The sequence below is a fragment of the Peribacillus frigoritolerans genome, from assembly GCF_004358755.1.
Classification (GTDB): Bacteria; Bacillota; Bacilli; order Bacillales; family Bacillaceae; genus Bacillus_P.
This window is the reverse complement of the sequence record NZ_SMZY01000001.1, coordinates 764,137-788,881: the sequence shown is the minus strand read 5'-3', so window position 1 is coordinate 788,881 and position 24,745 is coordinate 764,137. Positions and strand designations below refer to the sequence as shown.

At 40.7% G+C, this 24,745-nt stretch carries 21 protein-coding genes and 1 pseudogene; 7 read left to right on the top strand and 15 right to left on the bottom strand.

Annotation, left to right across the window (positions count from 1 at the left end; all coding sequences use genetic code 11):
• Positions 1-4 precede the first annotated feature (4 nt).
• Entirely contained in the window at positions 5-1,396 is a 1,392-nt protein-coding gene (locus E2R53_RS04195; protein WP_133310538.1) for an FAD-binding oxidoreductase, read from the bottom strand.
• Between the two features lie 156 nt (positions 1,397-1,552).
• On the opposite strand from E2R53_RS04195, the gene E2R53_RS04190 reads away from it, so the two are divergent.
• Positions 1,553-2,272, top strand: a complete 720-nt coding sequence (locus E2R53_RS04190; RefSeq protein WP_133310537.1) for a FadR/GntR family transcriptional regulator — start codon at positions 1,553-1,555, stop codon at positions 2,270-2,272.
• A 172-nt stretch (positions 2,273-2,444) separates the two neighbouring features.
• A complete protein-coding gene (locus E2R53_RS23105) occupies positions 2,445-2,582 on the top strand; it encodes a hypothetical protein (protein ID WP_165970885.1) in 138 nt (45 codons plus the stop codon).
• A 386-nt stretch (positions 2,583-2,968) separates the two neighbouring features.
• On the opposite strand, the gene E2R53_RS04185 is transcribed toward E2R53_RS23105, so the two are convergent.
• On the bottom strand, positions 2,969-3,520 hold the full coding sequence (locus tag E2R53_RS04185) for a GNAT family N-acetyltransferase (RefSeq protein WP_133310536.1): 552 nt from the start codon (positions 3,518-3,520) through the stop codon (positions 2,969-2,971).
• Between the two features lie 207 nt (positions 3,521-3,727).
• Between E2R53_RS04185 and E2R53_RS04180 the strand changes: the two genes are divergently transcribed.
• Positions 3,728-4,654, top strand: coding sequence for an NAD(P)-dependent alcohol dehydrogenase (locus E2R53_RS04180; RefSeq protein WP_133310535.1), 927 nt, complete (start codon positions 3,728-3,730; stop codon positions 4,652-4,654).
• 125 nt (positions 4,655-4,779) lie between these two features.
• Here E2R53_RS04180 and E2R53_RS04175 read toward each other — a convergent pair whose 3' ends face one another.
• From E2R53_RS04175 to E2R53_RS04150, 6 genes and pseudogenes are all read right to left on the bottom strand, one after another.
• A complete protein-coding gene (locus E2R53_RS04175; protein ID WP_133310534.1) occupies positions 4,780-6,252 on the bottom strand; it encodes a protein adenylyltransferase SelO in 1,473 nt (490 codons plus the stop codon).
• Between the two features lie 214 nt (positions 6,253-6,466).
• Positions 6,467-6,607, bottom strand: a pseudogene (locus E2R53_RS23490) (VOC family protein); the annotation flags it as partial.
• Between the two features lie 210 nt (positions 6,608-6,817).
• Positions 6,818-7,087 (bottom strand): hypothetical protein, encoded by a 270-nt coding sequence (locus E2R53_RS04165; RefSeq protein ID WP_133310533.1) that lies wholly within the window; start codon positions 7,085-7,087, stop codon positions 6,818-6,820.
• A gap of 3 nt (positions 7,088-7,090) precedes the next feature.
• The gene (locus E2R53_RS04160) at positions 7,091-7,474 is read right to left on the bottom strand and encodes a hypothetical protein (protein ID WP_133310532.1); all 384 of its coding nucleotides are present in this window, start codon (positions 7,472-7,474) and stop codon (positions 7,091-7,093) included.
• Positions 7,471-7,845: a DUF2089 domain-containing protein gene (locus E2R53_RS04155; RefSeq protein ID WP_133310531.1), complete on the bottom strand. Its 375-nt coding sequence runs from the start codon at positions 7,843-7,845 to the stop codon at positions 7,471-7,473. Before E2R53_RS04155 ends, E2R53_RS04160 begins: the two co-directional genes overlap by 4 nt.
• Before the next feature lie 277 nt (positions 7,846-8,122).
• Positions 8,123-8,476 carry a VOC family protein gene (locus E2R53_RS04150; protein ID WP_133310530.1) on the bottom strand — a complete coding sequence of 118 codons (354 nt, stop codon included), beginning with the start codon at positions 8,474-8,476 and terminating at the stop codon, positions 8,123-8,125.
• A gap of 257 nt (positions 8,477-8,733) precedes the next feature.
• On the opposite strand from E2R53_RS04150, the gene E2R53_RS04145 reads away from it, so the two are divergent.
• The 3 genes from E2R53_RS04145 (at position 8,734) to E2R53_RS04135 (ending at position 12,681) form a co-directional block, all read left to right on the top strand.
• Complete coding sequence (locus E2R53_RS04145; RefSeq protein WP_133310529.1) at positions 8,734-9,861, top strand: CdaR family transcriptional regulator; 1,128 nt, start codon at positions 8,734-8,736, stop codon at positions 9,859-9,861.
• 88 nt (positions 9,862-9,949) lie between these two features.
• Positions 9,950-11,362 carry a glycolate oxidase subunit GlcD gene (gene glcD, locus E2R53_RS04140; protein ID WP_133310528.1) on the top strand — a complete coding sequence of 471 codons (1,413 nt, stop codon included), beginning with the start codon at positions 9,950-9,952 and terminating at the stop codon, positions 11,360-11,362.
• Positions 11,359-12,681, top strand: a complete 1,323-nt coding sequence (locus E2R53_RS04135; protein WP_133310527.1) for a (Fe-S)-binding protein — start codon at positions 11,359-11,361, stop codon at positions 12,679-12,681. The genes glcD and E2R53_RS04135 overlap by 4 nt, the downstream gene beginning before the upstream one ends.
• A gap of 235 nt (positions 12,682-12,916) precedes the next feature.
• Here the strand turns inward: E2R53_RS04135 and E2R53_RS04130 are convergent, their stop codons facing one another.
• The 3 genes from E2R53_RS04130 to E2R53_RS04120 all read right to left on the bottom strand — a co-directional run bounded on the left by E2R53_RS04130 (position 12,917) and on the right by E2R53_RS04120 (position 16,709).
• Positions 12,917-14,836 (bottom strand): glucose PTS transporter subunit IIA, encoded by a 1,920-nt coding sequence (locus E2R53_RS04130; protein WP_133310526.1) that lies wholly within the window; start codon positions 14,834-14,836, stop codon positions 12,917-12,919.
• A 29-nt stretch (positions 14,837-14,865) separates the two neighbouring features.
• The gene (gene murQ / locus E2R53_RS04125; protein ID WP_133310525.1) at positions 14,866-15,753 is read right to left on the bottom strand and encodes an N-acetylmuramic acid 6-phosphate etherase; all 888 of its coding nucleotides are present in this window, start codon (positions 15,751-15,753) and stop codon (positions 14,866-14,868) included.
• Between the two features lie 446 nt (positions 15,754-16,199).
• Complete coding sequence (locus E2R53_RS04120; protein ID WP_435796775.1) at positions 16,200-16,709, bottom strand: DinB family protein; 510 nt, start codon at positions 16,707-16,709, stop codon at positions 16,200-16,202.
• A 912-nt stretch (positions 16,710-17,621) separates the two neighbouring features.
• Between E2R53_RS04120 and E2R53_RS04110 the strand changes: the two genes are divergently transcribed.
• The gene (locus tag E2R53_RS04110; RefSeq protein WP_133310523.1) at positions 17,622-19,361 is read left to right on the top strand and encodes an ABC transporter ATP-binding protein; all 1,740 of its coding nucleotides are present in this window, start codon (positions 17,622-17,624) and stop codon (positions 19,359-19,361) included.
• 58 nt (positions 19,362-19,419) lie between these two features.
• Here E2R53_RS04110 and E2R53_RS04105 read toward each other — a convergent pair whose 3' ends face one another.
• The 4 genes from E2R53_RS04105 to E2R53_RS04090 form a co-directional block, all read right to left on the bottom strand.
• Positions 19,420-20,808: an amino acid permease gene (locus E2R53_RS04105; RefSeq protein ID WP_133310522.1), complete on the bottom strand. Its 1,389-nt coding sequence runs from the start codon at positions 20,806-20,808 to the stop codon at positions 19,420-19,422.
• Between the two features lie 735 nt (positions 20,809-21,543).
• Positions 21,544-22,620, bottom strand: coding sequence for a glycerophosphodiester phosphodiesterase (locus E2R53_RS04100; protein WP_133310521.1), 1,077 nt, complete (start codon positions 22,618-22,620; stop codon positions 21,544-21,546).
• Between the two features lie 162 nt (positions 22,621-22,782).
• Entirely contained in the window at positions 22,783-24,039 is a 1,257-nt protein-coding gene (locus E2R53_RS04095; protein ID WP_133310520.1) for an efflux RND transporter periplasmic adaptor subunit, read from the bottom strand.
• 8 nt (positions 24,040-24,047) lie between these two features.
• Positions 24,048-24,716, bottom strand: coding sequence for a hypothetical protein (locus tag E2R53_RS04090; RefSeq protein WP_133310519.1), 669 nt, complete (start codon positions 24,714-24,716; stop codon positions 24,048-24,050).
• Between the last annotated feature and the right edge of the window lie 29 nt (positions 24,717-24,745).

Below are 24,745 nucleotides of genomic sequence, written 5' to 3'. Positions count from 1 at the left end.
GAGATTACCCCTCCCCTTTTATACGGACAATTTTATTTGGGTTCAGGATATTTTGAGGATCTAGCGCCTGCTTGATTTTTTCCATGACACGCAGCGCTTCCCCATGCTCTTTTTCCTGATATTTCATTTTCCCTACGCCAACTCCATGCTCGCCTGTACATGTTCCTCCGCGTTCAAGCGCATAGAGGACGATCGTCTCATTTAATTGATCTGCTTTGCTGACTTCAAGAGGATCAGCAGTGTCTAACATTAAAAGAACATGAAAGTTTCCGTCGCCGACGTGTCCTACGATCCCGCCGTCAAGGCCGAGCTCATCAATGGTTTTCCTAGCCTTGCGTATTGCACCTGCAAGCTCAGAAATAGGCAGGCACACATCTGTCACCATCAGCTTTTTCCCGGGAAATCCATGAACATACGCATAGGCCAGATGGTGTCTTGCTTCCCATAACTTATTTCTTGCTGCATTATCCGTTTCAAATTCAATGAGTTCACAATGCAAATCGGCTACAAGTTCTTTCGTGAACTCAACGTCCTGCCTAAGTCCAGCTTCATTACCATGGAATTCCAGGAAGAGAGTCGGTTTTTCCAGATAGTCTGTTTCACTGTACAGATTAGCCTGCTTCATGGATGGCTCATCAACTAGCTCTACTCTTGCGATCGGGATCCCAGCCTGCAGGATGGAGACCACTGCCTGAACAGCATCATTGACCGTGGGAAAAGAGGCTCGTGCCGCCATAACGTGCTCAGGAATGCCGTAAACCTTCAGTGTAAGCTCCGTAAAGCAGCCAAGCGTTCCCTCTGAACCTACGAAAATTCCATTCAAATGATAGCCGGAAGAAGATTTTTCAGCCAAGTTTCCTGTGTGAATGATTGTTCCGTCTGCAAGAACCGTTTCCAGATCTCTCACTTGATCACGCATGACACCATAGCGGACTGAGGTTGTCCCGCTCGCATTCGTCGCAGCCATCCCTCCAAGAGTTGCATCCGCACCTGGATCAACTGAGAAAAACAGTCCATATTTTTTCAATTCCTTATTTAATTGTGAACGCGTAACCCCAGGCTGGACTCTAACCAGGAAATCCTGCTCTCTTACTTCAAGAATTTTATTCATAAGAGAAAAATCAATCGTAATCCCCAAATCATACGGAATTACATGTCCCTCCAAACTTGAGCCAAGCCCAAACGGCACAACGGGCACTTGATATGCATTCGCTAGTTTAATAATCTCGCTTACCTGCTCAGTCGTTTCAGGAAAAACGACCAGATCAGGGAGACTTGGTGTGTGATACGATTCATCTTTGCTGTGCTGTTCCCTCACTGTCGGATTAATCGAAACCTGACTTTCAGGAAGGATTTGTTTTAAGGCTTCTGCCAGATTCGCCATCTCTACATTCATTTCGCTCTCTCCCTCAAAAAAATAAGTATGTAATCGGTTGCAAAAAATCGTTTATAATGATGAAATAGGTACTACCAATACTATATTGGTCTAACCACTTTCCATTATACTCAATTATCTGAAAAATACAACAACTCTTTAAGGAGTGAAGGTTCATTGAAACCAACTAAACGAACATACGAAATCATCGTGGAGCAGCTCAGAGATTTTTTTCAAAAAGATGATTTAAAACCCGGCGATAAGCTGCCATCTGAGCGTGAACTGGCAAGCAGGTTCAACGTAAGCCGGACATCTATCAGAGAAGCTCTGCGGATGCTTGAGCTCAGGGGAGCAATCGACATTCGCAGAGGCGGCGGAAGCTATATCAAATCAACAGAATTTCCCCTTTCGACAGAAGAATTATCTTCTGTCATCACGAAAGCTGAAAGCCATCTGATCTATGAAATGCTTGAGCTCCGCCGCGCCCTCGAAGCAGAGTCAGCTTATTTGGCTGCGCAAAGAGCCACCTCTCTGGACCTAGAAAAAATCCGTAAAGCGCTCGAACAAATGGCGGCTTCAAAAAATGATGTGGAAGCAGGATTGGAAGCAGACCTTCACTTTCACCTGGCTATTGTAAATGCTACTCATAATTCCTTATTTATTAAACTGATTCACACAATGACCGAGCACATGGAAGATACCATCCGCACTACCCGCCGCCACCGTCTCGCCGATCCAGCCCGAGCTCAAGATACACTAGATGAGCACAAAGAAATCTATTTGGCCATCGCTTCGGGAAATGCGGCTCAGGCCAAAACCCTTGTCGAACAGCATATTACACGGATCAGAAGTGAATTGAGTGAAACATTTTTAGCTGATTTAGGTGAGTCGATTTGAAGGAGATGTGGTATTTATCATAGCAATTGGTGTTGGCTTCCTTCTTTTTTGGAGAGTTGCTTCCGTACTAAAGCGGACAAATAAAAGTTACTTCTTATTAAATGTATTTTCTTCACACGCACGGGAATCTTACATAAAGATTGGTCATTCTAATCGAAAGGAGCAAATCATCTTGAAAAAAGAAGGAAAGCAAGATAAGCACCATACGGAAGAACCGCAAGAGGAACTTGAAACAGTGAAAGACATCACGAAAATCGAAAATGGCCAGCCAGTACCTCAGCCAAAAGATTACGATGAAATCGAATATTAATCACTTTTACTGGGGCTGATTAGAAGTGAAAAACGCACCTGCCAGTTAAAAGGTTTGATTGCAGGGTGCAAACCTATTAATTAACAGTCTTAACAGCACATAAATCAGCATACCAATTAACATTGATTAAGGTGTGCTTTTTTATTGGTTTATAAGATTTTTATAGGGAAACAATACGGTTTTCAAAAAGGAATTTAGCATATGATTAAGGAAGCTTACTTTGTTTTGGGTAAGCCCCCGTTTATTGAATATAAGATTTTAAGATATCACCTTGTCTACTTTTAAAAATCCTCTAAAATTTCTACAACTTCTATTTTCCCATTGACTCGGCCCATTTCCTGCCAGTCCGCTATTTATTTTATCAAGCCATTTTAGACCAATTAAAATTAAATAAGATTCAGATCTTTTTTAAGCACCGAGTACATATATAAATCATCAAATTTGCCGCAAGTATATTCATAATGCCTCAGCAAACCCTCTCTTCTAAAGCCTAGCTTTTCTACTAATTTTTGTGATGGGAGATTAGCCGGTTCAATTAAAGCTTCAATTCTTTCTAATTGTAAGTGCTTATAGCCATACTTCACGACAGCTTCCAGTGCTTCACTGGCTATCCCTTTTCCCCAGTAATCCTTGCTTAATTCAAATCCGGCTTCAGCCCGATAATGTTTGGCAGCCATATTAAGAAAACCGCAGCTCCCTATCATTTTGTCAGAATCTTTTAGAGTGATTCCCCATCTAATTCCTATACCTTCTTCATATATAGATTGATACCACTTAATTTCATTCCAGGCGTCTTCAACTGTTTGGCATGGATCCAATCCCATATGTTTAACAACATCTTGATCAGATAGATAACTATATATATCCTCAGCATCATCTAATGTTACTTCTCTTAAGATTAATCTCTTTGTTTCTATTATAGGAAAATCTCTTTTCATAGAATTGCCCTCCAATTAAGTCTTAACAGATCGATAGGAAATAACATCTCTCACTGCAAAAAGTTGCAAATCTTCACCTTCATCAATTTTATAACTTCTGTCATTTGAAGGCTAGTTCGTTAAAGATGCTTACCAGTACTATGACATGTTTATGTGCCGCATCTCATAAGCTTAAATTGTTCAGATCAAGGATGATGGAGGAAACTTATGAAAGCAATAGTATGTACACAATACGGATCACCCGAAGTTCTTGAGCTGCGGGATGTAACAAAACCTGATCCCAAGGATAATGAGATACTGGTGAAGGTTCATGCGACAACTGTCACGTCGGGAGACTGCAGAGTGCGAAAATTCGAAAGTCCTATTTTATACTGGATCCCCATGCGATTATTTTTAGGCATCAGAAAACCAAGAAAACCTATTTTAGGGGTGGAATTAGCTGGAGAAATCACTGCAATCGGAAGGAATGTTAAACGATTTAAAGAAGGGGACCAGGTTTTTGCCATGACTGGGATGAATTTCGGCGGTTATGCCGAATACACATGTCTGCCGGAAGACGGATTGGTGGAAATAAAGCCACTAAATTTAAGCTTTGAGGAAGCCGCCGGAGTTCTTTTTGGAGGAACTTCCGCATTGCATTTTCTTAGAAAAGGAAAAATTCAATCCGGCCACAACGTACTCATCTTTGGAGCTTCTGGCGCAGTAGGAACTTCCGCAGTTCAGCTTGCCAAGTCCTTTGGCGCAAAAGTAACCGGAGTATGCAGTACCGCAAATTTAGAACTGGTGAAATCTCTTGGAGCCGATAAGGTGATTGATTACACTAAAGAGGATTTTACAGAGCGAGAAGAGCTTTATGATATTATCTTTGATGCAGTCGGGAAAAATTCAAAATCAAATTGCAAGAAAGCACTCACACCGAATGGAACATACGTCTCTGTAGCAGGGCAAGGGATAGCTAAGGAACGTATTGAAGATTTACTTTTCCTAAAAGAGCTAATTGAGTCAGGGAAGATAAAATCCGTCATTGACCGGCACTATCCTCTTGAACAAGTTCCTGAAGCTCACAGATATGTAGAAAATGGCCATAAGAAGGGGAATGTAGTTATTACTTTGAATCATACTAGTGATACTTAACTAAGTTCTAATCCCTAATAAAGCTGCTTTACTAAAATAAAACTGGACGCACACCTAATTGAAGTTGTGCGTCCTATTTTTCCAAATCGAAATGTGCTTTTGAATAAGGGGACAGAATCATTCAATCATGTCCCGCAGAAAGTTTGGTAAGGAAGCCCTGATTCTTCAGGCTGTGTGCAGTATTCTTCCTGTTCAGGAGAGTGCGCATATGGATTTGAAAGGACACCAAGCAGCCGCTCCATCACGCTGAAGTCGCCTTGTTTCACTGCAGCTTCCAGTGCTTCTTCTACCCGATGATTGCGGGGAATTACTGCTGGATTGCTGCTCTTCATTAATTGCTTAGAAGATGATTCATCTTCATCCTGCCTGCCAAGTCTCGCCTGCCACAGTTCGTTCCACTGGGCAAATTCTTCAGTCTTAAACAGCTTATGATCTTCAAGGTTATTAAAAGTTAAAGCACGGAATGTATTAGTATAGTCCGCACGATACTCTTTCATCACACTCAGCAGGTTTTCTATAAGAGATTCATCCTGTGTCTCTTCATTAAATAATCCCAGTTTGGCTCTCATTCCCGAGAGCCAATTGCGGCGATACAGTTCAATAAATTCCGATATGGCATCTTGTGCCAGCTGGATAGCCTGTTTCTCATCGTCATGCAGGAGCGGCAAAAGGGTTTCAGCAAATCTCGCAAGGTTCCATCCAGCGATGTAAGGCTGATTGCCATAAGCATAGCGGCCTTGAACGTCAATGGAACTGAACACTGTTTCCGGGTCATAAGTATCCATGAAAGCGCATGGACCATAGTCAATGGTTTCCCCGCTAATGGTCATGTTATCCGTGTTCATCACCCCGTGAATAAAGCCAGCCAGCTGCCATTTTGCAATCAGCATCGCATGACGCTTGATCACTTCTTTAAGAAGGGAAAGATATCGGTTCTCATCCTCTTCAACATCTGGATAATGACGCTTAAGTGCATAGTCTGCCAAGGACCGAAGTTCTTCGTCAGTGGCCCATTTTGCAGCATATTGAAACGTGCCGAATCGCAGGTGACTTGCTGCCACACGCGTCAGAATCGCACCAGGCAAGGCAGCTTCACGGATGACTTGCTCACCGGTTGACACTACAGCCAAGCTGCGGGTGGTAGGAATCCCAAGAGCATGCATGGCTTCACTGATGATGTATTCGCGCAGCATCGGTCCAAGTGCCGCCCGGCCATCTCCCCCGCGGGAATATGGCGTTCTGCCTGAACCCTTAAACTGAATATCCACCCGCTTTTCTTCGGGAGTAATCTGCTCACCAAGCAGCATCGCACGTCCGTCCCCAAGCATAGTAAAGTGACCAAACTGATGCCCGGCATAAGCTTGAGCAAGAGGAAATGCACCTTCAGGAACCTGATTTCCTGCAAGATACGCTGCTCCGTCTTCACTTTGAAGAGCCTGAATATTTAACCCAAGTTCAGCTGCCAGCGGGGCATTAAGAATAATCAATTTCGGTGAACTTACAGGGTTAGGATTGACACTGGCAAAAAAAGTGCTGGGCAAATTGGCGTAACTGTTGTCGAAGTTCCATCCTGTATTTCGATCGTTTTTATTTGTCATCGTATCTCCTTCTCTTCTATTTGTCTTTTCATTACGAATAAGAGTGATTCATCACGGATAACAATTGGATTTATGTTGTGTAAGCTCTATTTACTCCATAGTATCCTATCCAGTCATTATTTTCACTCACCATGATGAAAAAACATTGCATAGTGCTATTGACACCATTTTCTCCGGTGCTATCTTACTGAAATATCCCTTCATACAACTATGATTACTTGATAGTTTCCCATTCACTTAGATACATAACATCTTTTTCCACATTCTTCTTTTCCGGAAGTAAGCAAAGAAATTCCAATGACTTCCCGTAAGGATCATTAAAATAATGATTAGTTGATGGCATCCAAGTATGAACTGGGTACGCCTATTAATGTGATTCCGTTTTAAGGGAGCAAACAACAAGATGCAGTAGATAATGGATACTAAATTGTACAGCAATTTGTATCCATTTTTTATTGATTCTTTAGCGGAAAATAGGTGCGATAATCATTATTAGTACTGAACAGAAAATCAGAAGAACACTGTTAGCTGTTTTCATTTAAAAAATACGATCAAGAAGATTTATTTAAAGCTTTACTTCTATCTCAGTTCCATCCTTCAATTTCGTTTCAAAAAGGATAACTCCACTGTGCTTTGAAAATCCCTGCAGCAACCGCTTCAAATCTTTTCTTTCAATTTCCGGGAAGATGAATTTGCTGCCATCCTTTTCAATTGCTCTATTTAATAGGCGAATAATCCTTTTTGATGTAATAATCAAACTAGCCAAATTTAAAACCGCATAGGGAACGAGAATGGAGAATCGTTTATCCTTTACTTTCACCCTGACTTTTAACATAATCTACTCAATTACCACAAAAACTTTATCACCATTGGCCGAGGTGATGTCAACAATCTGACCGTCCAATTCGTTTTCAATTGCTTCGATGAGCAGGTCAACGTTAATATCTTTTACATATTTTTCTGCCTCAGGTATTTTTTCAGCAATATTTGTACCTACTTTTAAAACAGCCTTTACCAGATTAATTGGTAAATTCACATTTACATGATCACCTTCATCGGAGGTCACACGAACCTTTAACATTTTATTTCCATATGGGACTTCTTTTTTCACTAGATTCGGCTCATCTTTACCTTGTAAAATAGTAATTAATTCACTTGCTTTTTCCTTATCAATCTTACCTTCCTCCATCAGCGTTAAGACTCTCGAAATTTCGTCCTTCATGATTCTTCCCCCTCTTTTAATAACTGAATGGCTTTCTCTGCCGTAATTTCGCCTTTTTCCAATAACGATACAATTTTTTTCTTATCAACTTCCGGTTTTTTCTGAGAGGAATAACCCAAAGCAGAGATAATTTCATCTAATTTTCCTCTGACAGTCGGATAGGAAATTCCGAGCTCCTTCTCGACCTCTTTGATATTTCCACGGCATTTAAGAAAAATCTCAATAAAATGCAGCTGTTCCTGACCGAGAGCCGCCAGTCTTGAAACTTCAAATTCATTTTCTACCGTTGTCTGGCAATGGTTACATTGCAGCTTAGTAATTTTAAGCGTCTTCCTGCAAACAGGACAATTAGTGAGTAAAGGATATGCCATACTGTTCTCCTTTCTTTCGTTTAATCATATCTTACACCACGCCTTTCAATTTTTAAATAATCATTTAAAATTATTCATTAAAATTTATATTTTTATTCAATAAATTAAATTACACATTAAATAATTTAATTTATTAATCATTTAAATTAAAGTAAAAAACAGACTCACTGGAGAGTCTGTCTGATTATCGAGAAAGAGTTAAGAGACTATTTGACACTTAAGAAAAGTTCTTCGAAAAGCTGGTACTTCAATTGAATGGCCCGATTGTTGATATCAATTAACACTTACAAATCATCAAATGATTTCCATCTGGATCTCTGAAATTAAAATAATGATGATGTTCAATTTCAGAGATCACATCAACCTTCTTTTTCTTCATATAGGAATAGGCTTCCTCAATATTTTCTGTATTGAAATGAAATAAGGGAGTTTTTATTATGTTTTGTTCTGAATAAATCTTGCTGTCTAAAACGATCCCAGTACTCTTCATAGGCATAACGTAAATATGGCCGAACTGTATTTCTCCATCAGCTTCTAAACCTAAAAGATCACAATACCAATCTCGTGCTTTCTCGATGCTGCTAACTGGAATAAAGACCGTTCCGATTTGATTTAAAATAGGGCTGTTCACATAAGACACCTCCATAATTATTTTCAATATGCACTAATCTATTACATTCGCTATTTTATTCAACTAGCCTGCTAATAACTTTGAAAAAAAGGAATAACCATACAACCCTTGAATAGTTGAACTTCTATGTATACATTTTTAAAGGCATACCCCGTTGCACAGAGGTACGCCTTCATCCTTTCAAAATTCCTTTCATACTCATGAAACACTTTAAACATGCTAAAATATACACACCACTTAATACTGGAGGAAGCACTTTGATCAGACCTTCGTTAGCTAAAAGCATCATTTCAGAAATGAACCACCTTATAGATGAAGAGTTAATTGTGGCAGATACAAGCGGGACGATCATCGCAAGTACAGATGAAAGCAGAGTAGGCACGTTTCATGAAGGAGCGCTTATTTGCTGCCGCGAGCAGCGGAAGCTCATTATTACAGAGAAAGATCATAACGTGCTGGCCGGGGTCAAATCAGGTATTAATTTGCCAGTTTTCTACCAGAATCAAATTGCAGGAGTCATCGGGATTACCGGAGATCCGGACAATGTTTCCCCATTTGGAGAAATTCTGAAAAAGATGACCGAGCTTCTTATGAATGAACGGTACTATTCTGAGCAGCTTGAATGGCGAACCAGGGCTCTTGAAGCTTTCGTTTTTGACTGGGTTCAAAAGTCCGAATGGTCTGAGGCATTTTTGAATCAGGCAGAACTCCTTGGAATTGACCTGTCTGCGGACAGGCAGGTCATAATTGGCCACTGTACAGGACGCGAAGATGCGCTGATTAGCCAGGAAGTTTTGAATGACATTATGCAGACATTCATGAGCGGGAGTACAGATGTTTTTGTCCGTTGGGGCAATGACCGCTTTGTAATCCTGCAGGCGGCAAAGGAGAACAAAGAGCGCACCCGGCAATTTGCCATCCAAATCAGCCGTTATCTAAGTGAAAGATATCAGCTTAAGATCTCCATGGGGGTTGGGCAGCACTCTGCAGCAGCAGAAGTTTATCGTTCATTTGAACAGGCTGACCGTGCTTTAACAGTAGCCAAGAACACGAATTCAATTGTTTTTGATGAGGAATTGCGTCTGGAAATGCTCCTGAAGGACATCAAAAAAGATACCAGAGAAGAGTTTGTGAGCCGGACAATCGCACCGATCATACTAGATCAGGAATTAGTGGATACTTTAAAGACATTTCTAAAGCATAACCAATCCTTCAAACAAACGGCAGATCATCTTCATATTCATATCAACACCCTTCACTACCGTTTAAAGCGTATTGAGCAGCTTACAGGATTAAACCCGAGACATTCTGAAGACCTGACTGCTTTGTTTCTAGCCTTTTTCTTTTTAGATGATTATCCAAAAAATGAACCAAATTCCCTTTAAACCTTGTAGGATTATCCATAGTTTATCCTTCGACTTTTATTTATGATAAAAGGAAGTACTTTTTACATGAATAGGGAGGTAGAACTGAATGATACCCGCAGAAATAAAAGCAAAGCTCCAATCCATTGTAGGAGCAGAAAACTATGATGATTCAAAAGCAGGGAGACTCGTGTATTCCTTTGATGCAACACCGCAGTTTCAATCACTTCCTGACGCAGTTATTGCTCCAAGAAATACAGCAGAAGTCTCAAAAGTCGTAAAAATATGCAATGAGCAGCAAATTCCGCTTGTTCCTAGAGGGTCCGGCACCAATCTATGCGCCGGCACTTGCCCGACTGAAGGCGGAATTGTCCTTTTGTTTAAACATTTGAATGCCATTCTAGAAATTGATGAGGAAAACCTTACTGCAACTGTTCAGCCTGGAGTCGTCACCCTTGACCTCATTCATGCTGTCGAGGAAAAAGGCCTGTTCTACCCGCCTGATCCAAGCTCAATGAAAATCTCTACTATTGGCGGAAACATCAATGAAAACTCAGGCGGTCTCCGCGGTCTGAAATATGGTGTAACACGCGACTATGTCATGGGACTGGAAGTGGTTCTGGCAAACGGAGACATTATCCAAACCGGCGGAAAACTCGCAAAAGACGTAGCAGGATATGATTTAACCCGTCTTTTCGTAGGATCAGAAGGAACTCTTGGAATCGTAACAAAGGCCATTCTTAAACTGATTCCTGTGCCGGAGGATAAAATGACGATGCTTGCTCTCTATCAGGATTTAGAAGCTGCAGCAAAATCCGTTTCAAAAATCATTGCAAATAAAATCATTCCGACAACACTTGAATTCCTCGATCAGCCTACCTTAAAAGTAGTTGAGGATTTTGCTCAAATCGGTTTGCCGACCGATGTTAAAGCAGTTCTTTTAATTGAGCAGGACGGACCTGCTGACGTTGTCAAAAGAGATATGATAAAAATGGCTGCCATTTGCGAACAGGAAAAAGCCGTTTCGGTTAAGGTAGCAGAATCCGAAGCAGAAGCAGATGGTCTCCGGACGGCACGCCGCTCCGCCCTTTCTGCATTAGCCAGACTAAAACCGACAACGATACTGGAAGATGCAACTGTGCCCCGGTCAGAAATCGCAAAAATGGTGCTGGCCACAAATGAAATAGCGGAAAAATACAGCCTTACGATTTGCACATTTGGACATGCAGGAGATGGGAACCTCCATCCAACCTGTTTGACTGATGTGAGAAATCATGAAGAAATAGAGCGCGTTGAAAAAGCGTTCGAAGAAATATTCGTAAAAGCAATCGAGCTTGGCGGGACCATTACAGGCGAACACGGAGTCGGCGTTATGAAAGCTCCGTACCTTGAGCTGAAGGCAGGCAAGGAAGGGATTGCCGCCATGAAAGCCATAAAGCATTCTCTTGACCCGAATAACATCATGAACCCAGGCAAAATGTTTGCCAAAGACTCGAGAAAACGGGTGGTGGTCTCAAGATGACAACTGTAAAGGAACGTGAAATCATTCAAGAGCAATTTAAAGATCGGATGAACGAGGATGAGCTTCTTAACTGTATGCGCTGCGGATTTTGCCTGCCAACCTGTCCGACCTATATTGAGTCAGGATTTCAGGAATCTCATTCTCCAAGAGGCAGAATCGCACTGATGAAAGCAGTTGCAGAAGGACTTGTAGAACCTGATGAAGACGTAGAAAAGTCTCTCAATATGTGTTTGGGCTGCAGAGCCTGTGAACCTGTCTGCCCTTCTGGAGTAAATTATGGCCACTTGCTTGAAGAGGCGCGCGATATTATTAATCAGAACAAAAAGCATTCACTGCCTGTACGAACGGTCCGTAAAGCCGTTTTTGAAGGATTGTTCCCTCATCAGGAACGCATGCGTACATTAACAGGATTAATTGGATTCTACCAGCGTTCTGGTCTGCAGCGCGCCGTGCGTTCTTCAGGCATGATGAAGCTTTTGCCTGACAGTTTATCCTCTATGGAAAAAGTACTTCCGGTAATCCCGACATTAAAGGAAATGAAAAACCGGCCGACCTATCTGCCTGCTAAACCGGAAAAACGCAAACGTGTTGCCTTCTTCTCCGGCTGCCTGATGGACACGATGTTTATGAAAACAAATGACGCAACTATGAAGCTGCTTCAGCTTTCAGGCTGTGAAATTGTCATACCTGAAAACCAGGCATGCTGTGGAGCCTTGCATGGGCACAGTGGTGAAAAAGACGCTGCTAAAGACCTTGCCAAACGCAACATTACAGCATTCGAAAACCTTCAGGTTGATTACATTATTACAAACGCAGGAGGCTGCGGAGCCTTTTTAATTGATTACGATCATCTTCTTAAAGACGAGGCAAAATGGTCAGAGCGGGCTAAAGCATTCTCAAGCAAGCTCAAAGACCTATCAAGCATTCTGGTTGAACTTGAGTTCTTTAAGATGAAGCTAAAACTGCCTGAACAGGCAGTCACTTATCAGGACTCATGTCATTTAAGAAATGTCATGAAAACATCCGCAGAACCCCGCAAGCTATTAAAAGCAATCGGAAACATTGAATACCGTGAAATGAAAAACGCCGACAGCTGCTGCGGTTCAGCCGGAATCTATAACATCGTCGAATCAGAAATGTCAATGCAGATTCTAGATACCAAAATGAAAAACGCAAAAGCCACTCATGCCGCAACCATCGTCACAGCAAACCCCGGGTGCCTGCTGCAAATGAAACTTGGTATTGAGCGGGAAGGCTTGTCAGACAAGGTGCGTGCTGTTCATATTGCTGACTTGCTGCTAGAAGCCGTTCAAAACTAAGGAGAATAGAAAAAGAGGCTGAGTTTATTCTCAGCCTCTTTTTCATTATGGTTCCATACAGCACTGTCATCTCACGGATGAACATCCAAATGTTAAATATCACCATCTCTTTGGATCATAAAGTTCTATCATATTTTGGTAAACACAAAAAACACCATCTAGTCTCCTAAATGGTGCTTTTTTTACATTCAAATCGTTTATTTACTTCAATCAGCTTCTTAAAAACCGAACTCCTTTAAGGAAGCTCTAAGGCAATCACACCCGCACTGCCTTGTTCCTGATAGCCCGTTTTCAGCAGCTTTACACTAGTTCCCTCTGCCAAATTTGTAAAGATAACCGGTGTAATTGTTGACACTGCATTCTTTTTAATATAATCCAGATCAATCTTGAGAAGAGGCGTTCCCTTTTTTACTTCTTGACCCTCTTTAGCAAGAGACGTAAAGCCTTCTCCTTTTAGGGAAACCGTTTCAAGACCTACATGAATTAATAGCTCCAAGCCATCCTTTGACTTTAATCCAATTGCATGCTTTGTAGGAAAAACGCTCACAACTTCTCCGTCAATAGGTGAAACCAGTGTATCATTAACCGGCTCAATGGCAAATCCGTCTCCCATCAACTTTGATGAAAATACAGCATCCGGCACTTCTTCAAGAGGTTTTACTTCACCTTCAAAAGGCATAACCACTGCACCTTTATCAGAGATTGAGAAACCTTTCTCTGCTTCTATTTCAACTTCCTTTTCAGCAGAATCTGCCGTATTAACCATCGCTTCTTTCGGAACACCGAAGAAATAAGTGAGAATGAATCCTCCTGAATAACCAGCTAATAGCCCGAGAATATATTTAAACCACATTCCGTCAGCAATCAGCGGAATCAATGCCATACCTGAAGGACCAATAGCAATTGCACCAATATTTCCGAAAATACCTACGACCGCTCCACCGATTCCTCCGCCAATACATGCTGTAATAAATGGACGCCCCAGAGGCAGGATAACCCCGTAAATCAGCGGTTCTCCAATGCCAAGCACGCCTACAGGCAGAGCACCTTTAATCAAATTCGTTAATTGAGTGTTTTTGCGGCACTTGATCCAAAGTGCCAGAGTGGCACCGACTTGTCCGGCACCTGACATCGCAAGGATCGGCAGCAGTACTGTCATGCCTGAGATGTTAATCATCTCAATATGAATGGGAATTAATACTTGATGGAGACCCAGCATGACGAGCGGAAGAAAAGTTGTTCCAAGGACAAATCCCGCAAACGCGCCTCCACGATCAAGTGTCCAATTGATTGCTCCAATCAGGTTGTCTGAAATCAGGCCGGCAAAAGGCATGATGATAAAGATTGTTAACAATCCAATGAGTAAGAGAACAATAGTTGGCGTGACAATAATGTCAATGGCATCTGGAATCCATCTGCGCAGGAACTTCTCAACCATAGCAAGAAGGTACACCGCGATTAAAACCCCAATAATTCCACCCTGTCCTGCGGATAATGCTTCACCGGTAAAGATATTGGTGATAGGCATTTCAGGCGTAGCGCCAGTTAAGAGTGTAACGCCTCCAATGACACCTCCCAGTGCAGGTGTTGCCCCAAATTCTTTTGCTGCATTAATCCCAACGTAAATGACCAAATAACTGAAGATCGCATTTTTAATAACATTTAAAATCGTGACATATTGCTGCCAAGTTTCTTCTGATAAGTTTCCAGCTGTTATATTGTTTGCAAGAATTGATGCAATACCGGCAATCAGGCCAGCTCCAACAAATGCCGGGATCAGCGGAATGAAAATACTTCCGATTTTACGCAGGAACGTTTTAAACGGAGTGCTGTTTTTCTTTTTTAACTCCTGCTTAATGTCAGCACCTTTTGCTTCATAGTCAGATGCACTTCCTTGTCCTTTTGTTTCCTCGATCGCTGCGCCGAACTGGTCTGCTACTTTTGTGACAACTCCCGGGCCAAGGATAATTTGATAGGTCTCATCATCGACCGTTCCTACTACACCATCGATTTCTTTAATTTTTTGTTCGTTAATGTTCCCACGGTTCACCGGCGTTACGCGAAGGCGTGTCATACAGTTTGTATAAGAAGCAATATTTGAACTGCCTCCAAGAGCCGTCAAAATCTCATCGGCCATTTTACGGTACTTACTCATGGTAGCTCCCCTCTCAGTTGAAAAATTATTTATTTCATGGCTTCTCTGATAAATCCCTGTGAATCATTCAGTTTGTCTAAGGCATCTTCATAAGAAAGGCTGGTTAGGATCATAAGAATCGCAAGTTTGGAATTATCCTTTGCTATGACCAAATATTCCTCAGCTGTTTCGTACGAGCAAGATGTCGCTTCCATTACAATGCGTTTTGCCCGCTCTTCAAGTTTCTGATTTGTCTGCTGAACATCCACCATCAAGTTTCCATACACTTTTCCAATACCAACCATTGAAGCAGTTGAAAGCATATTGCAGACCAGTTTTTGTGAAGTGCCCGCTTTTAAACGTGTTGAACCTGTCAGAACTTCAGGTCCATTCACTACTTCAATTGCAATCTCAGCTCTTTTTCCGACTTCTGAACCTTTATTGCAGCAGACCGCTACCGTTTTTGCACCGATTGAGTTTGCATACTCAAGACCGCCAATAACATATGGAGTTCGGCCGCTTGCTGCAATTCCCACTACAATGTCACTGCTTGTTAGCTGAATTTCCTTTAAGTCGCCGACTCCAAGGTCTTTACTGTCTTCGGCTCCTTCAACGGCTTTTATAAACGCTTGCTCTCCGCCTGCAATCAGCCCGATTACTTCACCCGGGTCCGTTCCAAACGTGGGAGGGCACTCAACCGCATCCAGCAGCCCTATTCGTCCGCTTGTTCCTGCACCCATGTAAATCAGGCGGCCACCCTGTTTTTTTGCATGAATGATGGCATCCACCGCTTTTGCAATGGACGGAAGCTCCGCCTTCACAGCTCTAGCCACTTTCTCATCTTCTTCGTTCATTACTGTTAAAAGTTCAATTGTAGACATTTCATCTAAATTCATTGTTTTCTCATTACGAGTTTCGGTTGTTAAATGTTCAAGCATGATGATCACCCTTATCTATGAATTGAAATCGGTTCCTGAAATCGTTCTCAGGAAGAGAATAACACATATTGAAACATAATTTCAACATATATATTAATTTTATGAAATTATATATCAATGTTTTTCATTAAACCAAAGAAGCAGTGTTATCAACGCTGAGCACCTATTTTTATTATGGGTTTAATCGTAAAACGGCAATATTGGGAACATTTTCTATCATTTTTTTTTGATTATATTCCGTTATAGTTCACAAAAATGCCCATTCAATTTAACAAAATGAATGGGCGTTATCGTTTTTATCTCATATCGGGAGGTTCTGCAGCCTGTCCTTGAATCTTTTCCCCGCTTTATCAATCTTCTAAATCTGAAATTCTCCCGAATGCTTTAGAAAGCTTTCCTTCTTTCAGCCTTCTTCTCACTTATCCATTTCGCATTCCTCTCAGTATTCAAAACCCTACCTTTTCTTCTAATTCTGTCTTTTGACGGAGGTGATGACGAAAATGCATGTCGACCAACTCGAACCATTCCCTTGCATTGAGCCAGCCAAATCCCCCATGTTTTACTTTGAAGTTTGGGTTAATCGCATCTACTTTCTCTTCCCACTCTCCCATTTTCTCTTCTACCAAAATGAGTCCTTGCATTAGTTCATCTTTCCTTTTGCTATTGCTTGGCGTGTTTTCAGCATCATCAGGCAATTTGATCTTAATGGGTGGAAAACCGCCTCGTTCGAACAAATTCTCACCGGCTTCGGTCTTCCCCAGTTTTTGCACTTCAGTTGCTTCTGCACATTTTTCAACATTCTCAAGATACTCAAACGCAACCTCAATCAAATGGAGATACATTTGACCGATAGACCAAGTCCCTTCTTCAGAAATATGCCTTAACTGCACCTCCGAATAATGCTGAAGGCGACCTTTGTAGATTTCAATTGCTTGATCATTATTCAAAATGAACACCTCTTTTAAATCATGCATTTTTAGATCTTATTGACGATTTTTATCGGAAATTTCCTTCAAAACCAGTTTTAAAAAATTGTCTTTTCTCAGGTTTAAATATGAACTCTTCTCTATTACCTTTCAATAATCCTTTTATTATCATAAAACTTCGATAAATCTTTCCATTTTCTATTTCTATAAATCCCCAATTATACAATGTAAATAAAACACAAAAAACACCATCAAGTCCCCTGATGATGCTTTTTGAAAATCTCTGTTTTTAATTAATCATGTTGAACAGATAAAATTTCTGATTTCTGAATAATTATAACGGGCTCTTTGACTGAGGCCGCCTTGCCATGTGTATCCTGAAACACTATTTTGCCTAATCTCTGTAGGGAAAAACCATAAATCTCTTCCAAAAGGACTTTGAAACCTTAACCCGAGCAAGCCCCATCTTCCTATACACTGACACATCACTGACCGGATTTGATTAGTAGGCAGGAAACTCGAAAAAAAGGCTTGAGGAACTTGCTGAGCAAATTGCTGCGGCGGCGGAAAGGTTGGCGCCTGTCTTTCGTCACCATAAACATTCATATAATCTGCGCTAAAATAATTGTAAGGATAAGGTGTGTTATGAAAATACATTGAACGATTTACCTCCTTGAATATTAAAAGGGAATAACATGGAAGCAGTGTATTCTTAAAAAAGGGAATGGGTGAATGTCATTGTATTGTTACAATTAAACGATTTCTTGTTCATTTTTTAAAAAAATCGCTTACAATAATAGTACTAATATACAAGGAGGCCATTTAAATGAAAAACATGACAAATCAAACAGCACAAGCATATGAGGGTGAAACACTTTCTTAATGTAAACGGTGTTCCCTCCCCTTATATGTGTATTTAAATAACACAAAAAGGGGTAAATCATGCGTTTTCCAGTAAAAAAATTTTTCTCCTATTATAAACCTTATTTAAAACTGTTTCTTTCAGTATTGGCATGCGCCTTTATCGTATCAGCTGTGACTTTGGTGTTTCCGCTGCTTGTCAGGTATATTACGAAGGATGTTCTAGAAGGCAACTTGTCCACAGCGCTGAATAAAGTGTATTTGATTGGCGGGCTGATGCTTGTGTTAACCGCCATTCAGAATATCGGAAACTATTTTGTGGACTACAAAGGTCATGAAATAGGCGCGCGGATGGAGAGTGATTTGAGAAGTGAGCTGTTTACCCACATGCAGAAGCTTTCCTTTAGCTTTTACGATAAAGAAAAGACAGGACAGCTCATGACTCGAATAACGAATGACCTTCTAATGCTTTCCGAACTGTACCATCATGGTCCTGAAGACTACGTCAAATATCTCGTACGTTTTATTGGAGCATTTGTCATATTGTTCTTTATTAATGCACCGTTAACGTTCATCGTATTCTGTTTTTTACCAATCTTAGGCGTATTTTCTTTTTATTTTAATAAGTTCGAGAACAGTGCATTAAGTAGAATCAAAGAGCGAATTGGGGACGTAAACGCACAGGTAGAAGATAGTCTATCAGGAATCCGCGAAGTAAAATCTTTTGCCAATGAGCAAGTAGAGATTGAAAAGTTTGACCAAGAAAATAATCGTTTCCTCGAAAGCAGAAAAAAATTCTACAAGATAGAAGCGTACTTTTACAATGTAATACAAACATTTATCCAACTAATTACAATCGCAGTGATTATATTTGGTAGTGCCAGTATCGTCAACAACACATTAGACTTAGCAGATTTAATCACTTTTTTACTGTATATCAACTTTTTGATTGAGCCAATTCAAAAACTACCTCATATGAGCACGCAATTTCAAGAAGGAATCACTGGCTTCCAGCGCTTTATGGAAATCATGAATCTTAAGCCGGAAATTGAAAACAAACCGAATGCTGTGACACTACAAGAGGTACGCGGTGAAATTGAGTTTAAGCAAGTTTCCTTCCGTTACGAAGACAATTTGGGCAATGTCTTGGTAAACTTGTCACTTCGTATACATCCGGGAGAGTACGTAGCTTTAGTTGGTCCGTCTGGTGCGGGGAAAACGACCTTATGCTCGCTAATCCCTCACTTTTATGATTTGACAGATGGGTATGTATTAGTAGACGGAATCGATGTCCGGGATATCGATCTGCAGTCATTAAGAAAGAACATTGGTATTGTACAGCAGGATGCTTACCTTTTTTCAGGAACAGTAATGGATAATATCAGGTACGGAGATCCGGCAGCGAGCGACACTGAAATTATTGAGGCAGCAATGCTTGCCAATGCACATGACTTTATCATGAGCTTGCCAAATGGCTACCATTCAGAAATCGGACAACGGGGTGTCAAACTCTCTGGCGGCCAAAAGCAGCGGCTAAGTATTGCTCGTGTATTTTTAAAGAATCCTCCCATTCTCATTTTGGATGAGGCAACGAGCGCTCTTGATAATGAGAGTGAAAGCATCGTAAAGGAATCACTGGAGTGGTTAGCAAGAGGACGTACAACGATTGTGATTGCCCATCGCCTTTCAACGATCCGGAATGCGAAGCGGATTATCGTTTTAACAGAAGACGGAATTGTTGAACAGGGTACACACAACTCGCTGCTTGCAAGGGATGGGTCGTATGCAAGACTTTATTCTAAACAGTTTGAGTTACTATAATAGCTTAAAAAAGCTCACTTCTTATCGATAGAAGTGAGCTTTTTATATGCAGGGATCGTCAAATAGGCAATTCATCATCTGATTGAGTATCTGCTGGAACACGCTTGCTTATTCCCAGGGCATAATAACTGATTATCACAATGCCCAGGAAGACAATCCCTACTATTAGCGATATACGTGTTTCATCATTAAACCACATTCCGATTAATACCATTATTAAGAAGGCAATCGTCAAATAGTTTGTGAAAGGAGCAAAAGGCATTTTGAAAGGGTGTTTGGCCATTTCAGCTCCTTTTTCTCTTCTGAATCGTATTTGACTGATGAGGATGACAAACCATGGAATCATACCCGGCAGCACACTTGCACTGTATACATACACAAATATCTTCGGAGGTGCAATATAGTTTAAAACAACACCAATTGCTAAACCTATTAGTACTGCGATTGTTCCATATAAAGGCACACCATTACGGGAAATAATCGTAAAGAATTTTGGAGCCTGTCCATTGACTCCCAATGTATAAAGCATGCGGCCTGCACTGAAAATACCGCTATTGCAGCCGGACATTGCTGCTGTAATGACGACAAAGTTAATAATACCTGCTGCTGCTGTAATCCCAATTTTGGCAAAAGTTGATACAAACGGGCTTCCAAGTGAATCAAGCTGATCCCATGGGAAAACAGTTACAATAACAAAAATCGCACCAATATAGAAGATTAAGATGCGCCAAATAATACTTTGAATCGCGCTTGTTAACGTTTTTTGCGGATTTTTCGCTTCTCCAGCAGTAATTCCGATGAGTTCGACACCTTGATAAGCTGCAATAACAAGAGAGAGTGCAAAGAAAAATCCTGACCAGCCTCCTGTAAAGAAGCCTCCATGCACCCATAGATTTGATAATCCGATAGCGTCTCCTCCGTTGCCAAACCCGAAGAAAATAAGACCGATACCTGCAATAATCATCAAAACAATTGTAACGATTTTTATCATCGCAAACCAAAATTCAAATTCACCAAATGATTTTACAGAAACTAAGTTCGCTGCACCCAGAATGAGCATTGCAATGATACCTGGTATCCAGGCAGGCAAATCCGGGAACCAGTATTTCATGTATGCACCAACTGCAATAATTTCTGACATCCCGACGACAATCCATTGGAACCAGTTACTCCATGCAGTCAAATAACCTGCGAGTGGGTGGATATACTTATGGCCGAATGTTGCAAATGAACCTGTACTCGGCTCTAAATACAGCATTTCTCCCATTGCACGCATAATAAAAAAGATAAATATTCCGCAGATTGCATAAGCCAGCAGTACAGACGGACCTGTCCATTGAATGGTGCTGGCTGACCCCATAAATAAACCAACACCAATCGTGCCTCCCAAAGCAATCATCTGAATATGACGCGACTCCAAGCCTCTATTCAGTTCCTTGTTTGCCATTTTCCTTTTCTCCCCTTACAGAACTTAAATTTCTGGCGATAAAACTCCCATTATTCGGTATTAAAATGATGACGAAGACGTCACATTTTTTCAATCTATTTTAAAAGCTGATCTTATAAAGTGATTCTTTTCTTCCAAAAACAACATTCCTGATAGTTTGAAAGATTCTTTATCTTGATTAAGTGATAAAATTGCCAAATTACTTATTTTATAATAATAAATTCCCCTGAAAAACACAAATGTTTTTTTCAGGGGAACACTTTCCCGTCAGTAAATATATCCATTTAATACAAGCTATAAAAATTAAAATTTTTTTATTTTAATACAATTAATATTAAATGGGATTTGTTAACAATATATTTCTAATAATAAATGACAAATAGCCGAGGATGAATATTCCCTCGGCTTGGTTCATTTTAGAAGGACCACAGCTTCCTTTATTTGATCTAAGCTGTATCCCACTAACATTAAAATAGATAATCCTATAGCTAAGATAGTTGAAAGACAATCATCTTCTCAGCCTTATCTCCCTCTCCCCGATCCTTTTAAGTACCGTAAAAACCTTTTAATTGCATTCATACGAATTCTCCCCACATTTTTTCACTTTAGAATATCCTTTTATTTCCTCCTCAACCATACCATATCGACTATATAAAAAGGCTGATTTTTTAACAGAATCTAACAAAAAATGCAATCCCATTAATTAGGATTGCATTTTTCAAATCAAAATTCCAGTTATTTATTTGGCGCTTTATACCCTTTAGGCATCTTAAATCCATTCTGTGACATTACTTCCCGCAATCGGTCGGGATAATCAGTGATCATTCCGTCAACACCATCTTCTACCAGCTTGTTCATAGTCTCGATGTCATTTACTGTCCAGGGAATCACTTTCATTCCTGCTGCTTGTGAATTTTCCACCATTTGTTTTGTTACATACGGTTCGTAGTTTTCATCGGTGATTTTGCCGTTTTGAGGAAATCCGTGTACGGGCGAGATGGCATCTGCACCAAATGACTGGGCTGCCGCCACTAAGTCCCCGTCAAAATCATCAATGTCTATTCCCCCTAGCCATGGAGATGCTCCAGGCTGGCCTGGCTGCAAAAATTGCGGACCATTAGTCAGTGCTACGATAGGAAGACTTGGTTCAACTTCACGCATACGCATCAGTGAACCCCAATCGAAGCTTTGAATAGTAACTCTATCAAGCATCCCTGCCTCGCGGACTTCTCTTGCAACAATTTGGACAAATTCTTCACGCGGAGCGGTTTCATGAGGAGCACCCGCTTCTACCTTTGTTTCAATATTCATTTGAACTTTCTTAGCATTGTAGTGTTTAACCAGATCGAAAACTTCGGTGAGCATCGGCATTTTAGCACCTGGACTGGTCTCTTGTCCCGGATACTGCGGCTTCGTATTCGAACCGCAGTCAAGAGTGCGGATTTGCTCAAGCGTAAGGTTTTTTATGTATTTCCCAACGTATGGATACTCAGGATCATCAGCGAATGCAGGAGCGGTATCCTGACAGTTCCCTCCAGATATCTGGCGGTCATGTGTCACAACAGCCTGGTGATCTTCCGTAATCTGCACATCCAGCTCAAGAGTGTTCACCCCTAGTTCAAGAGCTTTAGAGAATGATGCAATCGTAGATTCCACTGTAAGTCCCATTCCGCCGCGATGTGCCTGAAGATCAAATTCATTTGATTCATTGACATTCTCAGCCGCTGAAACGGTTTGTCCATTTCCAGCTGAAATGGCACTTCCCATCAATAGGGCTGCCATTGCTGCACAAAAAATCTTCTTCCTTTTCATTTGCCCATCTCCTTAATCCTTTTTCTGCTTCTCCCTAAAAAGTATAAAGAGAGTTTATTAATTCAAGTTAAATGGAATAATAAGAATTTATGAAGATATGCCATAAGAAAAGAGACGGAAATGACATTTTGCCCTCAATGTCATTTCCGTCTCTTATTCTTTTTATTTATGAACGATCCCTCTTAAAAGCAGCCGGATGATCTGTTCACCAGTAAATGCTTTCAGCGTTTTCTCTTCAACATAACGATGATGAATTGGCATGAATATCTCCATCTTATCTCTTAAATTACCCGATGGAAAACGGACGATTCTCTCACCCTGTGCTACTCCTTGCAGAACTTCGTTGCGGTTGTTTACCTCAAGTCCAAGATTTATTTCTCTTTTTTCAAGTCTTCCATTTTTAATAACGTAAACATACGTTTTACCTGCCTTTTTTTGAATAGCAGAATCAGGTATGACGACAACGCCATTCCGTTCTTCAAGGACGATATCTAAATTGACGTGGTATCCATGATGCCATGTCTCAGCAGCTTCAATCAATTCAGCTTTAAATGGATAGAAACTTTCTTTCTCATCAACTGATGGAACACCGATAGGCTCCATTTTCAGTTCTTTTACCGTACCTTCTTTTTTCAACTCAGGTAAAACTTCTGCGGCTGCTATGACTTTTTGTCCTTCTTTCACTTTAACCGCATGTTTTTCTGAAAGCTTTCCTTCAATCAGGAAAGGCTGATTTGAATTAATGGAGACTACAGCGTCATTTTCAGTTTGTGCATATGGATTGATTTCAGTGACTGTTCCATCCATCTTGCTGGTAACCGTATATTTCGCTTTCTCCCCCTGCAGCTGGGCGATTTTCTGATTCACTCCGTCCTTCTGCAAATTGAGATCCTCAATTTGATCCTGCTTGTCGCCAATTTGATTGCTTATTATTTCTTCACTATTATCGTTTTGTTTAGTCGTATCTGCAGCAAAAGGATCAGTATCAAATGAATCCGCTGAGGAATCAAATTGCGCATCGCTCAGCTGCTGCTCAAGCGATGACAATTCAGATTCAGCAGAGCTGATCCGTGCTGTCAATCTGCTGATCTGCTGTTCTAGTTCCTCAATTTCAGCATCGATGTGTCCAGTTTGATAGTCAAAGAGGATGTCGCCTGCCAAAACTGCATCTCCCTCAGTAACCAGTACTTCATTAATCGCACCCAACGATTTATTATATTTAATGAAGTAATTTGAAGATGGAATCACGACTCCTTTAGTAGAAAGCAGTTTTTTTAAGTCCCCGTTTTCAACATTGGAGTATGAATGTAATGCTTTAGAACGTTCTATCCGATCTGAGCTCAATATGATAGTTAAATTAATGATGACGAATACTAGACTTATAGCAGTAATAATTCCGATCAACGTTTGCTTTTTCATATGTCCCCCTACAGCAAAATTCCCAAGTTTTGCGTCAATAAAACGAATGCAGCAGTGACCAATATAAAGATAAAATGAGCAAAAATCACAATGCCTATGATCGATTTCATCGTTTTATCCGACATCTTTTTCAAAGCTGCCATTTGGATCCACGCACTCCATATTAAAAAAATCGTAACTTGACTTAGTGCATTCACAAGGAAAGCCTGGTCTGTCACTAACTGAATCAGTACTCCAAAACCGAATGGCGAGGATTCAGAATTGATTCCTAAAAAATAGAAGAGCGGGAAGTTCAGCGCTTTTTGGAAAAATAATAGAATGGCAGGAAAAAGTCCTATCGTAAAAAGCTTGCTCCACCCAATCTCATAAAAAAACACTCTAAAAACAAATGTGAAAAATAGAATCGTAAACACAGGAGATAGTAACCCGGATAAAAGCCCGCCAATTCCGAAAAGAAGTTTAGCAGATTCCAGCTTCTCCCTGCCAACCGTATCCATGAGCTTCATGATTTCTTCCGTATGTATGCCTAAATAAGCGCTGCCCGCAGCAAGCAGCAGACTTAATCCTATAAGTGCAGCTATTCTAAGTAAGAGACCTTTTTCTTTTTCTGATTCATGAAGCTTTTCAAAATAGGCAAAAGGGTTCAGTAAGCCTTCGAGTATTCGAACTTGGTGCATGATCGTCCTCCTGTCAAAAATAAAAAACG

Bases quoted from the DNA above. Each gene is read 5' to 3' on its own strand.
- E2R53_RS04095 (WP_133310520.1), bottom strand. From the start codon at position 24,039: ATGAAAAAGCAAACGTTGATCGGAATTATTACTGCTATAAGTCTAGTA.
- E2R53_RS04180 (WP_133310535.1), top strand. From the start codon at position 3,728: ATGAAAGCAATAGTATGTACACAATACGGATCACCCGAAGTTCTTGAG.
- E2R53_RS04185 (WP_133310536.1), bottom strand. From the start codon at position 3,520: ATGAAAAGAGATTTTCCTATAATAGAAACAAAGAGATTAATCTTAAGA.
- E2R53_RS04135 (WP_133310527.1), top strand. From the start codon at position 11,359: ATGACAACTGTAAAGGAACGTGAAATCATTCAAGAGCAATTTAAAGAT.
- E2R53_RS04160 (WP_133310532.1), bottom strand. From the start codon at position 7,474: ATGAAGGACGAAATTTCGAGAGTCTTAACGCTGATGGAGGAAGGTAAG.
- E2R53_RS04105 (WP_133310522.1), bottom strand. From the start codon at position 20,808: ATGGCAAACAAGGAACTGAATAGAGGCTTGGAGTCGCGTCATATTCAG.
- glcD (WP_133310528.1), top strand. From the start codon at position 9,950: ATGATACCCGCAGAAATAAAAGCAAAGCTCCAATCCATTGTAGGAGCA.
- E2R53_RS04175 (WP_133310534.1), bottom strand. From the start codon at position 6,252: ATGACAAATAAAAACGATCGAAATACAGGATGGAACTTCGACAACAGT.
- E2R53_RS04090 (WP_133310519.1), bottom strand. From the start codon at position 24,716: ATGCACCAAGTTCGAATACTCGAAGGCTTACTGAACCCTTTTGCCTAT.
- E2R53_RS04195 (WP_133310538.1), bottom strand. From the start codon at position 1,396: ATGAATGTAGAGATGGCGAATCTGGCAGAAGCCTTAAAACAAATCCTT.
- E2R53_RS04130 (WP_133310526.1), bottom strand. From the start codon at position 14,836: ATGAGTAAGTACCGTAAAATGGCCGATGAGATTTTGACGGCTCTTGGA.
- E2R53_RS04100 (WP_133310521.1), bottom strand. From the start codon at position 22,620: ATGAAAAGGAAGAAGATTTTTTGTGCAGCAATGGCAGCCCTATTGATG.
- E2R53_RS04155 (WP_133310531.1), bottom strand. From the start codon at position 7,845: ATGGCATATCCTTTACTCACTAATTGTCCTGTTTGCAGGAAGACGCTT.
- E2R53_RS04165 (WP_133310533.1), bottom strand. From the start codon at position 7,087: ATGTTAAAAGTCAGGGTGAAAGTAAAGGATAAACGATTCTCCATTCTC.
- E2R53_RS04110 (WP_133310523.1), top strand. From the start codon at position 17,622: ATGCGTTTTCCAGTAAAAAAATTTTTCTCCTATTATAAACCTTATTTA.
- murQ (WP_133310525.1), bottom strand. From the start codon at position 15,753: ATGCTTGAACATTTAACAACCGAAACTCGTAATGAGAAAACAATGAAT.